This is a genomic window from Streptomyces sp. NPDC048417 (assembly GCF_040651615.1).
GTDB lineage: Bacteria > Actinomycetota > Actinomycetes > Streptomycetales > Streptomycetaceae > Streptomyces.
Window position 1 is genome coordinate 40,162 of the sequence record NZ_JBEZKI010000033.1, and the last position, 12,679, is coordinate 52,840.

The 12,679-nt window shown below is 69.8% G+C and carries 11 protein-coding genes and 1 pseudogene; 3 read left to right on the top strand and 9 right to left on the bottom strand.

Features of this window, described 5'->3' with window-relative positions:
• Positions 1–67 precede the first annotated feature (67 nt).
• Positions 68–748 carry a ScbR family autoregulator-binding transcription factor gene (locus tag AB0D59_RS40145; RefSeq protein WP_362576121.1) on the top strand — a complete coding sequence of 227 codons (681 nt, stop codon included), beginning with the start codon at positions 68–70 and terminating at the stop codon, positions 746–748.
• On the opposite strand, the gene AB0D59_RS40150 is transcribed toward AB0D59_RS40145, so the two are convergent.
• The 7 genes and pseudogenes from AB0D59_RS40150 to AB0D59_RS40180 all read right to left on the bottom strand — a co-directional run bounded on the left by AB0D59_RS40150 (position 709) and on the right by AB0D59_RS40180 (position 8,300).
• Positions 709–996, bottom strand: a complete 288-nt coding sequence (locus tag AB0D59_RS40150) for a hypothetical protein (protein WP_362576122.1) — start codon at positions 994–996, stop codon at positions 709–711. The genes AB0D59_RS40145 and AB0D59_RS40150 overlap by 40 nt on opposite strands.
• Positions 997–1,127: 131 nt before the next feature.
• Positions 1,128–1,274 carry a hypothetical protein gene (locus AB0D59_RS40155; RefSeq protein WP_362576124.1) on the bottom strand — a complete coding sequence of 49 codons (147 nt, stop codon included), beginning with the start codon at positions 1,272–1,274 and terminating at the stop codon, positions 1,128–1,130.
• A gap of 878 nt (positions 1,275–2,152) precedes the next feature.
• Complete coding sequence (locus AB0D59_RS40160; protein ID WP_362576126.1) at positions 2,153–3,988, bottom strand: FAD-dependent oxidoreductase; 1,836 nt, start codon at positions 3,986–3,988, stop codon at positions 2,153–2,155.
• Between the two features lie 177 nt (positions 3,989–4,165).
• Positions 4,166–4,450 carry a hypothetical protein gene (locus AB0D59_RS40165; RefSeq protein ID WP_362576128.1) on the bottom strand — a complete coding sequence of 95 codons (285 nt, stop codon included), beginning with the start codon at positions 4,448–4,450 and terminating at the stop codon, positions 4,166–4,168.
• 101 nt (positions 4,451–4,551) lie between these two features.
• Positions 4,552–4,940: pseudogene (locus tag AB0D59_RS40170) on the bottom strand (transposase); the annotation flags it as partial.
• A gap of 267 nt (positions 4,941–5,207) precedes the next feature.
• The gene (locus tag AB0D59_RS40175) at positions 5,208–6,953 is read right to left on the bottom strand and encodes an esterase (RefSeq protein ID WP_362576130.1); all 1,746 of its coding nucleotides are present in this window, start codon (positions 6,951–6,953) and stop codon (positions 5,208–5,210) included.
• A gap of 450 nt (positions 6,954–7,403) precedes the next feature.
• A complete protein-coding gene (locus tag AB0D59_RS40180; protein ID WP_362576132.1) occupies positions 7,404–8,300 on the bottom strand; it encodes an amidohydrolase family protein in 897 nt (298 codons plus the stop codon).
• Positions 8,301–8,443: 143 nt separating this feature from the next.
• Here AB0D59_RS40180 and AB0D59_RS40185 point away from each other — a divergent pair, with 143 nt between their 5' ends.
• The gene (locus AB0D59_RS40185) at positions 8,444–8,779 is read left to right on the top strand and encodes a hypothetical protein (RefSeq protein ID WP_362576134.1); all 336 of its coding nucleotides are present in this window, start codon (positions 8,444–8,446) and stop codon (positions 8,777–8,779) included.
• 73 nt (positions 8,780–8,852) lie between these two features.
• On the opposite strand, the gene AB0D59_RS40190 is transcribed toward AB0D59_RS40185, so the two are convergent.
• On the bottom strand, positions 8,853–9,011 hold the full coding sequence (locus tag AB0D59_RS40190; protein ID WP_362576136.1) for a hypothetical protein: 159 nt from the start codon (positions 9,009–9,011) through the stop codon (positions 8,853–8,855).
• Positions 9,012–9,816: 805 nt separating this feature from the next.
• Between AB0D59_RS40190 and AB0D59_RS40195 the strand changes: the two genes are divergently transcribed.
• Entirely contained in the window at positions 9,817–10,353 is a 537-nt protein-coding gene (locus AB0D59_RS40195) for a phosphate-starvation-inducible PsiE family protein (RefSeq protein WP_362576137.1), read from the top strand.
• On the opposite strand, the gene AB0D59_RS40200 is transcribed toward AB0D59_RS40195, so the two are convergent.
• On the bottom strand, positions 10,327–12,501 hold the full coding sequence (locus tag AB0D59_RS40200; RefSeq protein ID WP_362576139.1) for an FUSC family protein: 2,175 nt from the start codon (positions 12,499–12,501) through the stop codon (positions 10,327–10,329). The two genes, AB0D59_RS40195 and AB0D59_RS40200, sit on opposite strands and share 27 nt — an antisense overlap.
• Between the last annotated feature and the right edge of the window lie 178 nt (positions 12,502–12,679).

The window sequence follows — 12,679 nt, forward strand, 5'->3', positions numbered from 1 at the left end:
CACCGGCTGCTCGGGGAAAAATATACCTGCGAGAAGGTATATTGCAACGGGGGGCTGGAGACGAACCGTGAGCGGAGACATCATGGAACTGAAGAAGAGCCGGGCCACGTTCCCGGTACCCGAGCGCAGCGCGGGGAGCATCGCCCTTCACGGCCGCAGCCCGGAGTTGCAGCAGGAACGGGCCGCGCACACCCGCAAGCAGATCCTGGACGCTGCCGCGCAGCTCTTCGACGAGCGCGGGTACGGCAAGACGTCCGTCAAGGACGTCGCCGACCACGTGGGGATGACCAAGGGGGCGGTCTACTTCCACTACCCCACCAAGGAAGCACTCACGATCGCGGTCGTCGAGGCGCACTACCACCGCTGGCCCGTGCTCCTCGAAGCCGCCCAGGCCAAGGGGCTCGGCCCGTTGGACACCGTGGGGGAACTGCTCGACCAGACCGCGGTGGCCTTCCAGGACGACGTGGTCGTACAGGGCGGGGCGCGGCTGCAGATGGAGCAGCCCCTGCCGGAGGGCCTGTTGCCGCAGCCGTACGTCGGCTGGATCAGCCTGCTGACGGAGCTGCTGGTGGAGGCGGCGGAGGCCGGGGAGCTGCGCGAGGGGGTCTCGCCCTCCGCTGCGGCTCACACGCTGGTCTCCGCGTTCTTCGGCACCCAGCACATCTGCGCGCGGCTGAGCCGTCGCGCTGACCTCGTGCAGCGCTGGTCCTACGCCCGGGACCTGATTTTCTCAGCCTTGCGGCCGTAGGACCGTCCGACCTCTCCCCTCCCCATGTAGCAGACGGCGAGCAGGGAGCCGACGACGCGACCGACGAGGTGGCCGGTGATCGCCGCGGCGGCGATCGCGACGAGATCCCATCCGACGTCCCACAGGCCGATGGTCGGGCGTCCGCGGAGCTTCTCCAGGTCGGCGATGCGCTGCTGCCCGAGGGCCTTGCGGACGGGGCCGGAGGCTCCGGTGCCGTTGCGGGTCCTGCCGGCGGCGGGGCTGCCCATCAGGTCCTCCAGTCGGATGCGGTGCGGGTGGGGATGTGCCCGGCTCCGACGCGCCCGCGGTCGGACAGTGCACTGGCGACCTGCCGTGGGCGGGCGCGCCGGAGCCGGACGAGGGGTGGTTCAGCCGCAGGTCAGGCGACGACGGGGGAGCTGTCGGGGAGCATCCCGGCCTTCAGCACGGGGGCGTCCGGGCGCATCCCGAGCTTCGGCTCGGAGGCGTCCGGGCGCATGCCGGCCTTCAGGCCGGTGTCCGGGGTCGTTCCGGCGGTAGCGGTCATCGAGTTCTCCCTCTTCGGTCGCGGGTGATCCGCGAATCCGTGTGGTCGGGCTGTGGAACTGCCGGGCCGCGGGTCCGATGAGGTGCTGAACCGTCGGCTCGGCACGCCATTGGCGCAGGCGCACGCCGGTGGAGAAGGTCGCGCCGGAAGACGTCTTGTCCATCTGCAGATGAGCCTTACGTGGCGCGGTCGCGCTGGGCGCCTGGCCAGTCACGCTAGGGCTGCGCCGAAGAGGGCCGCAACGGTTCCGGGCGTTGCGCCGGTTGCACGGTACCGTTGCGTGCCCGTTGCGCGCACATACCGCTTGAGCTGCGAAGACGCCGAAGTCTGATCCTGAATGGGCGGCAGATCTGGGCCCGTTGGACTCGGCAGGGCAGAGCCGTCCCGTTGGCGTCCGACGGCTCGGAGAACGGGACGATCACGTTCAGGCGAGGGGTAGTTCACCAAGCTGCCGGCCGTCATCCGCCTTGGCGGCAAGAAGAGCGGCGATGTCGGCGTCGAGGGCTCTGCACGATCGGTCATGGCGGCACGCCATCGGCCCCACCAGGCGATCAGCTGCCTTTGCTCAAGCCGCGGCCGTCCCTTCAGGCTCGACTCACGGCGCTGTGTTCGACGTCCGGCCCTGCAACGGCTCAGCTGCTCGGCAGTGTTGCTGAAACTCACCGACATCTCTGCAACCGATCAGGACCAAGCGTTCACGGAACTCACCGTCAGGCGTTGCCGCTTCCCACCCGACACAATCAACCGTGCCGACGTGCCCGGCACGTTCGGGAGCGATGACCTCCCACCGTCCCTGCGGCGTGACGCCCGCCGCCAGGAGCTCCCATGCCCGCTCGCTCAGCCGGCACAACGCGCCGATCACGACTCGGTATCGCGTGCTACCCCAGGTCGAAGGTGTTGGGCAGCCCCAGCCGATAGCGCACCTCGTCGACCCGCTTCAGGGGCTCCATCTCCGGCGGCCGGAACAACTCCCAGACGTGACACCGCTCGGCGCCCGAATCGTCTGCGTCCAGCAGTGCGTTGACGGCGCGCCGCGCGGACTCGTTGGCGCCCTCCATGGTCGCCAGGTCCACATCCGTTCGGACGTAGTCGCCCGCGAGGAAGAAGTTCGGCACCGCCGTCCTCGCCGACGGGCGGTGGTAGAGGGTGCCGGTGGGGTGGATGAGCAGCTGTTCGCGGTTCTGCGGGGCTGGGCCGCCGAGGCCCGTCACCGCCGGGTCCATGAACCAGCCGAGCCGGTCCTCGTCCCTGAGCGTCGCCTTGCCGGAGTCGTTCAGGCCGTCCTTCAACTGGGCCCACAGTTCGGCGACGATCTCCCCCTTGGTGCACTCACGGGCCGTCTTGCCGTACAGGATGCCGGGCTTGTCCCACTCGGAGATGATCGTGGACAGGCACTCGTGGGCCTGCCCGTCTCCGTAGTCGCGCGCGAAGTCCCGTACGTCCCAGAACTGCGTCTGACCGATGCCGGTGACCGCCCACGGTGAGTCGAGGCAGTTTATGTGTCCGTGCACGACGGGGGTCGGCGTGCGCAGGTAGAACATCACGCCGGTCATCCAGTCCGTCTTCAACGCGTCGCACCGACCGAGCTGCGGGTCGGCGGCCCGCAGGGCCGGGCCCCAGGTCACGCGCGCATGCTCGACCGGGAGCGCAGAGACGTAGTGGTCGGCGGTGACGGTACGCGGCCGGCTGCCGTCGCGCGCCGCCACCCGTACGCCGGTCACCCGGCCGCCGCCGTACGCCACCTCCCGGACCTCGGTGCCGAGCACGAACTCGACGCCCAGGGAGCGCAGATGCCTCTCCCAGGGGCCGATCCACGCCTCGCTGGTCGGGGCGTTGAGCACCCGGTCGACATCCGCGTCACCGTCCATGCCGCGGCCGAGCAGGCCCCACAGGATGAGGGCCTCGATGATGACGCGGCCTACGGTACGGGTGGAAGCGATCTCGGCGCGGGTGGCGACGAGGTTACGGGTCTGGCCGATACCGAGGAGCACCTGGTACTCGCGGCTCATCTCGCCGGCCCGGATGAAGTCCCACCAGGGGACCTTCTCCCACTGGCCCTCGCGGCGGGCGTCGCAACTGGTGAGGTGTACCAGGAGGCGATCGGCGAAGTAGGCGGCCTCGTGGGCGGGCAGGTGAGTGCCGAGATCCAGCACCGACAGGATCTGGTCGCGGATCCAGGACGGGGTGAGGTCGCCGGGGGCGGGCGGGGTGGTGACCCGGCGGAGGGGGAAGTGCAGGTCCGGGCGGCCCGAGCCGCGCGCGAACAACTCCTCCGTACCGCTGCGGAGGTTGCCGTGGACACCGTTCGCGTTGCCGGGGAAGGGGATGCGGCGCATGGTGTCCGGCAGATTCCGGTAGAAGCCGGGGAAGAAGCGGAAGCCGTGCTCGCCCGGAAGCGGCTTACGACCGCCCGTTCCGCTCCCGGGGACGTCCATGGAGCGGGCCTTGCCACCGAGGGCGTCGTAGTACTCGTAGACCGTGACCTCGTAGCCGCGTTCCGCGAGTTCCTGGGCGGCGCTGAGGCCGGAGACTCCGCCGCCGAGGACCGCGACGCGCTTGCCGGAGGAGGCCGCCGCCGCGCTGCCGGCAGCCACTGAGACGCCGACCGCTCCCCCACCGACGACTCCGGCGACCGCTCCCCCAGTCGCCGTCAAGAAGCGCCTGCGGCTGTGTCCGTTGTGCCCCTGGGACTGGTGCGCGTGTTCTGTTGTCATGGGCATTGGAGGGTAGAGAGGGGCTCCGGAGGCCGGAAGCCCTCTTCCTTGTCACCCACAGCATCCTCACAAACACAAGAAGACAGCGACGCCGAATGTCCGCGCAAGGCCGGCGGACCGCGCGGTGGTGACCGTCACTGACCGACTCCCGTGCACGCTCCAGAAGAGAAAGGACGTTCAGGGGGGCGCGGACCGCGAACCGATCGCACCGCCGCCGGCGGCCGGCCGCGGTCGCGGCCCGGGGGTGAAGAGCCGGGTCAGCAGCGACAGCGCGGCGCAGGCGCCGCGCGCCTGTGCCACGGGCAGGTGGGCGACGTGGGCAGGTAGTTCCGTGCCGCCGCGGGATACGGCCAGTACACGCATGTCGGCGGCGGCCGAGCGGATGCCGTTCGGGGAGTCCTCCACGGCCGGACAGTCCCAGGGCGTGAAGCCGATACCGGCCGCCGCCCGCAGATACGCCACGGGCGCCGGCTCGGCCTGCCCATCCCTACGAACCGGGGCACCCGCTACGTCACCCGTCCTGCTCACCCCGCAGCGGCACACCCTTCTTCTCTAGGTCATCCAAGAGCGCGAGCCCCTCCTCGGCCCACGCCACCTCGACCGGTGAGGCCGCCCCGTGAGCGTTCCAGCCCTCGTCGGGACGGTGCTGCCGGGGCGTGCGTCTTGCCCCGGCAGGCGCGGGGGCTTCTTGCGTGCTCCGACGGCGTGCTGGTGGGCCCGGCAGGAGGTGGGCTCCACGCTCACCATCGACCGGTCGATGCGGACTTCCGCGTCGGCGTCGATCAGAACAGCCGCGCAGAGTCTCTCCCACGTGCCATCCGCTGACCCGCGCCGATGCCGCTCATACACGGTCTTCCACTTGCCGAACCGGGCAGGCCGATCTCGCCACGGGACCCCCAGTCCGGTTCCGGTACGCGACCCCGTTGATGATCCTGCGATGGCTTCCCCAACGCCGCCGAGTGGTCGGCCTTCATCCAGGGCGTCAAGGCTGGAGAGTTCGACCAGTAGGCCGCAATCACAATGGCCCGACCAGCATGCAGACTGATCGGGCCATTGCCCTTGGCCGGCTCCTGGTTCATGGGTCGGCCATTGAACTCCTGGCAGAATCGCCTTGGTGACCTTGGACCGGGCAGTGCGGGAGGTTGCGCCGCCGAGAGCGTCGCCGCTCCGGTGGCGGGCGCCTGGTCGAGGCTGGTCGGTCAGGAGCCCGGGCCGGTGGTCACTTCTTGGTGACGGACGCCACCCAGCTGATGAAGTTCGCCGTGGAGTTGCCGGTGCGCTCGGCCTGTGTGTGTGCTTGGGCCCACACAGTGGCGAAGTCGACGTCGCGGATGCCGTAGTTCTGCAGGGCCAGCGCGATGTTGATCTCGGTCGTGTTGGCCGTGTCACCCTGCATGATGCCGGTGCGGATGCGCCAGTGCCGCGCGACCTGCGACCGCCGGTAGCCGCCGAAGGCGGGTGAGAGGAAGTACAGCGGGTTGTACGCGTCGGCCCGCCAGGCCATGTCCTTACCGACGCTGTCCTTCTTGGCGAAGTCGCTGTCGTAGGCCGAGGCGCCGTAGGCGGAGTCCCAGTCGGAGTACGAGGCGTAGGTCGTCTCGTTCGCCTTGATGACGTCACGAGTGAGCGGCGCGAAGTGCGACGGAGCGTCGAGCCCCATCGCGAAGACGATGTTCTCGCCCTGCCCGCGGGAGTATCCGTCGAATGCGCCGACCGGCTTGTTCGCGGTCTTCTGGCTGTTGACGAAGCCTTCGAGGCCGGACACCGTGGCGGTGTTGGTCGCGGCGTCATAGGTGACCCAGGTGCTGTCGGTGTTGAGGTAGGCGATGTAGTCGGCGACCGTCTCGTACGTGGTCGAGGTGCCCGTCGAACCCGATCCGGGCGGGCCGCCCTGGGTGGTGATGGTGTAGGGGAAGGTGTTGTCGGACAGGAAGTGGTTCAGCGAGGTGGTGATCACCTCGATCAGGTGGTCGTAGTAGCTGCCGGCCAGGTGAATGCCGCTGCTGGACTCGGTCAGCTTCAGGCGCCTGCCCTGCTCGTCGCGCAGACCCAGGCGGTTGATGTACTTGGGCCACGCCTTCGCGAGGTCCGTCGAGTAGGCGCTGGTCCATGTGCCGGACGCGCGCGTGCCGGCCGAGGCGAACTGGCCCATGTTCCACTCGTAGGACAGGTTGGCCTCGTGCAGGCTGGTGATCGGGCACCAAGCCATGACCCCGGCGACCGCGTCGCTGAGGGGCCGGCCCTTGGCGTCCTCCATCGCCGCGCCGATCGTGCGCAGGTACGGGTAGTACAGGGGGCTGTCACCGGACGTGCCCGCCACGGTGTCCTGGGCGCCGCCGCCGCTCATGCCGAACAGGACGATGTCGTCCGTGCTGCCGGGCAGGACGCTCCGGTTGTACCGGAGGAACCGGATCGCGGCCTTGAGGTCGGTCACGCCCCAAGGCGCCGCGTCGGAGCGGGTGCTGGTCGAGCCGTCCCTGCCGCGCAGGCCCGGCCACACGTAGATGTGCCCGGCCGCGAGGTACTGCGACACGCTGCTGTAGCTGTAGGACGTGGCCGGCTTCTGCCCAGCGTAGCCGGGGGTGTTGACCGGGATCACGATCGGCGCCGTGCGTCCCGAGTAGTCGCCGACGGTGCCCTTCGGGTTGACCGTCGCGGTGTACGTGGTCCCATCGCTGTTCGCGGTGGCCGTCAGATAGGCGCCCGGCACATAGATCGACAGGTTCTCGTAGTCCGTCGTGGCCGGGTTGGCGACGTACACCTTCCCGATCTGGTAGTACACGTCGTTGGTCGAGTCGTACGACCAGGCGGTGGAGTCGAACTCCAGCGAGTACGCCGAGGTCGTGCTCGACGAACTGCGCGACGATGAGGTGCCGGCGAAAGCCGCGCCTGCCGTGCCCTCAGCGATTCCGAACGCGGCTACGGCTGCGGCGCCCCGGATAACGGTTCTGCGGTTGATGTCCACCCGTAGATCTCCTTGTACATCGGATTACGTGGCCACGGCCGTGCCTGCGCACCGCCCCGGCGACACCGCGGGCAGGTCGGGCTGTGCGGCTCATTCGAGTCCCAGACTGTAGGCAAGGAGCCTCAGGATTGTTAACAATTTCGATGATTATTTTGTTAGAAGACCTGTGGAGTGCGGGGTGGCGATTCCATTGGGAGTTCTTGGGACTCCTGACGAACTGGGAGGTATCTCAGTCGCCGCCGGCAGATGAGCGCACATCCAAGGCCGAGGAAGACACCTCACGACCCCAAGCCGTCAAGCTGCTGCGGCCAAGGCGGTTGGGAAAGTGGTGTTCCCATCGAACAGTTCCAGACAGTGCCTCGCCTCGCACCACTGCCCTCCGCGCCCAGCTGGGCCGCTTGGCGTCGCCGGCAACTCGAAGTCGTGCTTCCTCGGACTCCGGACGTGGAGTCATGGTCCTGGGGACCTGTGTTGATCGGTGCTGGGTCGGACGAGCTTGAAGACGAGGCGGGCGGCGGCCCGTTGGGCGGTTTGACGCAGGCGCACCGGGGCCGGGCGGACGGCAGTCTGTGCGGGAGTGCCTGCCAGGCGGGGGAAGAGGATTTCGGCGTTGGTGCGGTTGACGGCCTGGAGGACACCGGAGTCGACACCGCTGTCGAGGCCGTTGGCGAAGTACTGGCTCGCGATGGCGGGGGCGAACGGCCAGTCGCTGCCGAAGAGGACGTGTCCGGGGCGGGCAAAGGCTAGCAGCGTGGGCAGGGCGGCGGAACTGGAGGACAGCGCGGTGTCGTAGTAGAGGCTGCGGAAGTCGTCCAGTACGTCCAGGGGGCTGCGTCCGGTGTCGCCGGCGATGGCGACGGCCATGCGGTGGGAGGCGTAGGGCACGAAGCCGCCGGCGTGGCTGAGGATGAACCGGATGTTCGGGTACATGCGTACGACGCTGTTGCGGACCAGGAGGTATGCCGCCCGGGTGGTGTCGAGGAGGAAGTCGGCGGCGAACGGCGGGATCCCGTCGACAGCGGGTGCCGGGAGGTCAGCGGGGTGGACGAACACGACGGCGCCCCGGTCGTTCAGGGTCTGCCACAGTTCGTCCTGGCCGCCCGCGCCGAGGTAGACGCCCTGGTTGTTGGCGAGCAGGATGACCCCGTCGGCCCCCAGCTCGTCCAGGGCCCGCTTGGCTTCGATCGCGGAGGCGGCGGCATCGGGCATGGGCAGGGTGGCGAAGTACCCGAAACGGTCCGTGTGTTCGGCGACGAGGGACGCGGCGAAGTCGTTGAGCTGCCGGGTCAGGCCGGCGGCCTCGCCCGGGTCGGTGAGGAAGCCGGTGCCGGGGGTGGACACGGACACGATCGCCGTGACGGTGCCGGCAGAACGTCTTCGACCGGGTTCTCGGAAACCTGACCGGCCCACGAAGAGGCCGCTGGTGGACCGACGGCCACGACGCCGACGTCGGCCACCGCACCGTCCTTCTGCTGCGCCAACGTCGCGGAGTGAGCCGCCGCGCGTTCCGCGGGTACGTCCACGACCGCATCGGCCCCGCGCTCCATGAGGCCGGCGCGCGTGACCTCCGCACATACACCTTCCTGCCCTGGACCTCGCTTCCGCACCCGACGCCCGGCATCTCGCACGACAATCCGACCAACCGCCGCTACCACGGATGTGTCGTCCTCGGAGCCGACAGCCGCGCCGCCGTGGCCGAGATCCTGGCGTCCAAGCATGTCGCCGACCTGGTCGCCGATCAGCACACGGTCGTGACAGCCGTCCACGCATTCACCGTCGAGCACACCGAGCCGGTCATCAGGACGGGCCCCCTGGTCCGGCCCTGACACGGGACACCGGTGGGAGAGGAACCGGAGTCGGCACCCGTTCCTCCTCCCCCGACAGCCAGTTCGGCGACCCTCAGGTCACCGTCCCTCCACCGTCCACAACGGCCACCTGCTCCTCGGGAAGCAGGGAGAAGAGCCCGAGTACGCCGACCGTCGGCGCCGTGCCGGCGAGCGGACCGGCGTTCGAGAAGCTGGGCGCCAGTCCACGACGGTGCGTCGGCGTCGGAGCCACGACAGAGACTCTTCCTGGGAGCAGCTGCCACTCTCCACTGAATTCGTACGCTCTCAGCCCATCGGCGCCAAGAGACCGTGCCTTTCACCGTTCTCTCTGGGGAGAATTCGGGGAGTCTCGACGCCCTGGGGAGCGCGTGGGGAGAACCGACCGCGTAACGCGGCACGATCCTGAAAGACTCGGCAAGACTCATCTACGCAGGCCAGAGGCGCCCAACCTCGCATCGTCGCAGGCCAGGGCCACCGTGTGGACAACTTCAAGAACGTACTCCTGTGTTACGCCGCTTTGAGGCGTGGGTGGCTTGGCTTCTGGAGCGTGGTCCAGGCGTGGGTGCCGTTGCCGATGGAGTCGCGGAAGGCCGGGGCAGTCACGGCGCCGAACTGGATAGGCGTTTCCTGCTGGAGAGAGCAGTAGGCAACGGGCCCGGGCTGCGACAGCCGGTCCACACGAGTGGACGTATATCGGCCCGGACAGCTTCGAGGCGGAGCAATACAGCGCGGTGTCGCCGGTTAGCCAAGTGATCCGAAGGCGCTCACTCAACCATGCCGGGGGAGGGCCCCGGGAGTTACAGCCCTTCGATGTCCCTGCCGCGGTAGTTCTCCGGCTCAAGTGAGTCGCCCTTCGCCTGTCGATACAGGAAGTAGTCCAGTCGACTGGTGATCAACTTCTCCAGTTCCACTCGCCGCTCCTGGAATTTCACGGTGATGTCGCGTCTCGCCGCTTCCCCGGCTGTCACCACGGGGAGGGATCCCCTCGTCCACCCGTTCGGCAGCAGGACGCGACTGTGGGCCGGGGCACCCCTAGCATGCTGACTGTGCGACCCAATCTCCCGAAGATCGAGGGCGGCCGGGTACAGGGCTTCCTGCAGCTCATCGAGGACGGCATCCACCTCGTCGTCGCTGCGCTCCTCGTACTGCTCGCGGGGCTCCTGACCGTCGGGGTCGTCCACGACGTCATCAGGTCGATCCAGGGTCCGTACCGAGAGGAGACGGTAGTTCTTTCCGCCCTGGACAACGGCCTCGTGCTGTTCATCGTGGCCGAGCTGCTCCACACCGTCCGCCTCACCATCAGGAACCAGACCCTCGACGCGGAGCCGTTCCTCGTCGTCGGCCTGATTGCCGGCATCCGCAGGGTGCTCATCGTGACGGCCGAGGCGGAGAAGTCCTTCCGGTGGAACGTCGAGGGGGTCGAACTGCTCATCCTGGCGGGGCTGATCCTCGTGATGGCGACAGCGGCGTACGTGTGGCGGCGCTCGACACGGCCGGGAGACTACTTCCCGCTCCAGGAGGCACGGCGCTCCCCGCCGCCAGCGCCGTCACCCACACCGGGGCGCGGGTCCTGATCCGTCACCTTCCGCCGCCACGGCCGCCCGCACCCGCTGCTCCTCGCGAGCGGAGCCGACGTCCCGTTCCAGGGGTGTGCGGCTCACGGCCGTCGCGAGGTCCTCCAAGGCCCGCTTCTGCAGTTCCGCCTCGCGCCGCACCACCGGGTCCCGGTCCGCGGCGGCGCCCTCCCACGCGTGGAGCGCCTCCTCCACGCGCCCCCAGTCTGGATTTCTGTGCTCGCGCACGTCGACTGCCGCCTGCTCGGTGTCCGCCTCCAGGGCCTCGGCGAACCGCTCCGCCTCGGGGACGAAACGGCTGTCAGCCCGCGGGACGTGGCTCTCCATGAGCATCGCCGCCCGGCCGAACCCCTTGAGCGCCTCCTGCGCCTCCTCCGCCTCGCGCGACGTCAGACCCCTGGGACGGACCGGTTCCTGCCTTGCCCGGTCGTATGCCTCCTGCCAGGCGGCACGTGCCTCCCTGCTCCCCAGCAGTGCCCTGCGCATGTCGGCGCGATGCTCCCGGGTCGGTTCGGCGTAGCTGCGGAGCACCGCGGCCGCGTAGCGGCCGTTGGCGGCGAGCCACTCCGCGAGCCGGCCCGGCAGTCGGGGTGTCTCCCACGCGGGGAACACCACGTACGCCAGCATGGCCAGGGCCCCGCCGAGCAGGGTGAGCACCACCCGCTCCAGGACCGTCTGTTCCCATGCCTGGCCGCCCATGCCGAGCAGGAAGACGACGTACGCGGCGGTGAAGCACTGGGAGTAGGCGTAGCCGGTACGGATCAGCGTGTACGACAGGCACGCCGAGACCACCGCCAGCGCGCCGAACACATGGGCGTCCGGGCCCAGGGCCCGCACCATCACGGTGGCGAGTGCGACCCCCGCCAGGGTCCCGGCGAGACGGGCCACCGCACGCGCGTACGTCCGGTGGAAGTCCGGCCGCATCACCATCACCGAGGCGATGGGCGCCCAGTAGCCGTGGCCCAGGGGTAGCCGGGCGGCGATCAGATAGCCGAGCGTGGCCACCGCCGCCAGGCGTACGGCATGCCGGAACACGGGCGAGTCCCGGCGGAACTCACGGCGGACCGCCCGGACGACGACCGGGACCAGCCGGAGCATTGTCGGGCGCACCAGGAACTGGGCGCCGGCGGGGCCGGGCGGCATGGGCGTCCTTCCGCGCGCGCCGCCGCTCCTGGCGATCTCCAACGCCTCGCCGAGCAGTTCCACGAGCCGCTCGGCGGCTTGCCGCGCGGGGCCCTCCAGTACCTCGTGCTCCTCGTCGACGCGCAGGACGTCCGTGCTCCCGGGCGGCACATCGGCGGGAGTGCCGCGGCGGATCGAACGGGCGGCCGCGTCCAGGACGTCGGCGGCCGCGTCGAGCAGCTCCCGAGCGCGGTCCCGCCCGGGTCCCTCCGCCGGGGCGCCGACGTCCGGGTCGGCGAGCGCGGCGACGACCGGCCGGATGCGCTCGGCGAGTCCCCGGGGGCCGTGGAGGACGGAGGGACGGGTGCGGGCCTGTGACGGTGTCACGGCGGCCGCGTCCCGGGCCGTCATCAGCGGTTCCGGGTCGAACGGGGCGGTCGGGTCGTGCCGCAGCCGGCGGGCGTAGTCCGCCACGGCGGCCAGGGCGTCGGCAAGCGCGTCACGATGCGCCCCCCAACGGCGGATCGGGAACAGCAGGATCAGCATGGCTTGTGCCACGCCTCCGAGCGCGATGACCCCGGCGTGCTCCAGGGCTCGCCCGACGCTCGTGGGCAGGGTGATGGTCACCAGCATGCTGCCGACCGTCGTGGCTGCGACGATCCCAGCGGTGGATCCGACGGCCCACGCCATCCCCGCGACAAAGGCCCATACGGCAAGCAGTGGGAGGAACGTCACGAGTCGCCCCGCCGCCAGGTAGCCCACGAAGGTGCTGAGCGCCAGACCCGCGCCCGCGCCGAGCGCGATCACCTTGCGTGGACGCCAGGTGCGCTGGAAGGTGGCCCCACCCGCGGAGTAGGCACCGAGGGCGGCGGACGCGGCATACGCAGGGGAGACCAACCACAGCGCCGGCCCGACGACGATCGCCACCCCAGCGGCCGTGCGCAGCGCGAGCAGGGGCTCCAGCCGCGTCTCCTCGATCGTGAGCCCGGATCGCACGACCTCCCCGAAGGTCCGCAGCCACGTCACGGGTGTGAGCCTAGCCGGAACGCCCTGCCGGGTCGCGTCGGCCGGGCTGAGGTGCGGCAGCCGGCGGGCAAGGAAGCCTCTCACACGGCCCGGGAACATGCTGGCGGCCGCAGCCGCTGGGACGGGGTGCTGCCACTGCGGACGCTGCTGAGCGTCCCAGTCCGTCTTCCGGGCCGGA

Excerpts from the sequence above, each read along its gene's own strand:
- AB0D59_RS40150 (WP_362576122.1), bottom strand. The coding sequence starts at position 996 with ATGGGCAGCCCCGCCGCCGGCAGGACCCGCAACGGCACCGGAGCCTCC.
- AB0D59_RS40155 (WP_362576124.1), bottom strand. The coding sequence starts at position 1,274 with ATGACCGCTACCGCCGGAACGACCCCGGACACCGGCCTGAAGGCCGGC.
- AB0D59_RS40160 (WP_362576126.1), bottom strand. The coding sequence starts at position 3,988 with ATGACAACAGAACACGCGCACCAGTCCCAGGGGCACAACGGACACAGC.
- AB0D59_RS40195 (WP_362576137.1), top strand. The coding sequence starts at position 9,817 with ATGCTGACTGTGCGACCCAATCTCCCGAAGATCGAGGGCGGCCGGGTA.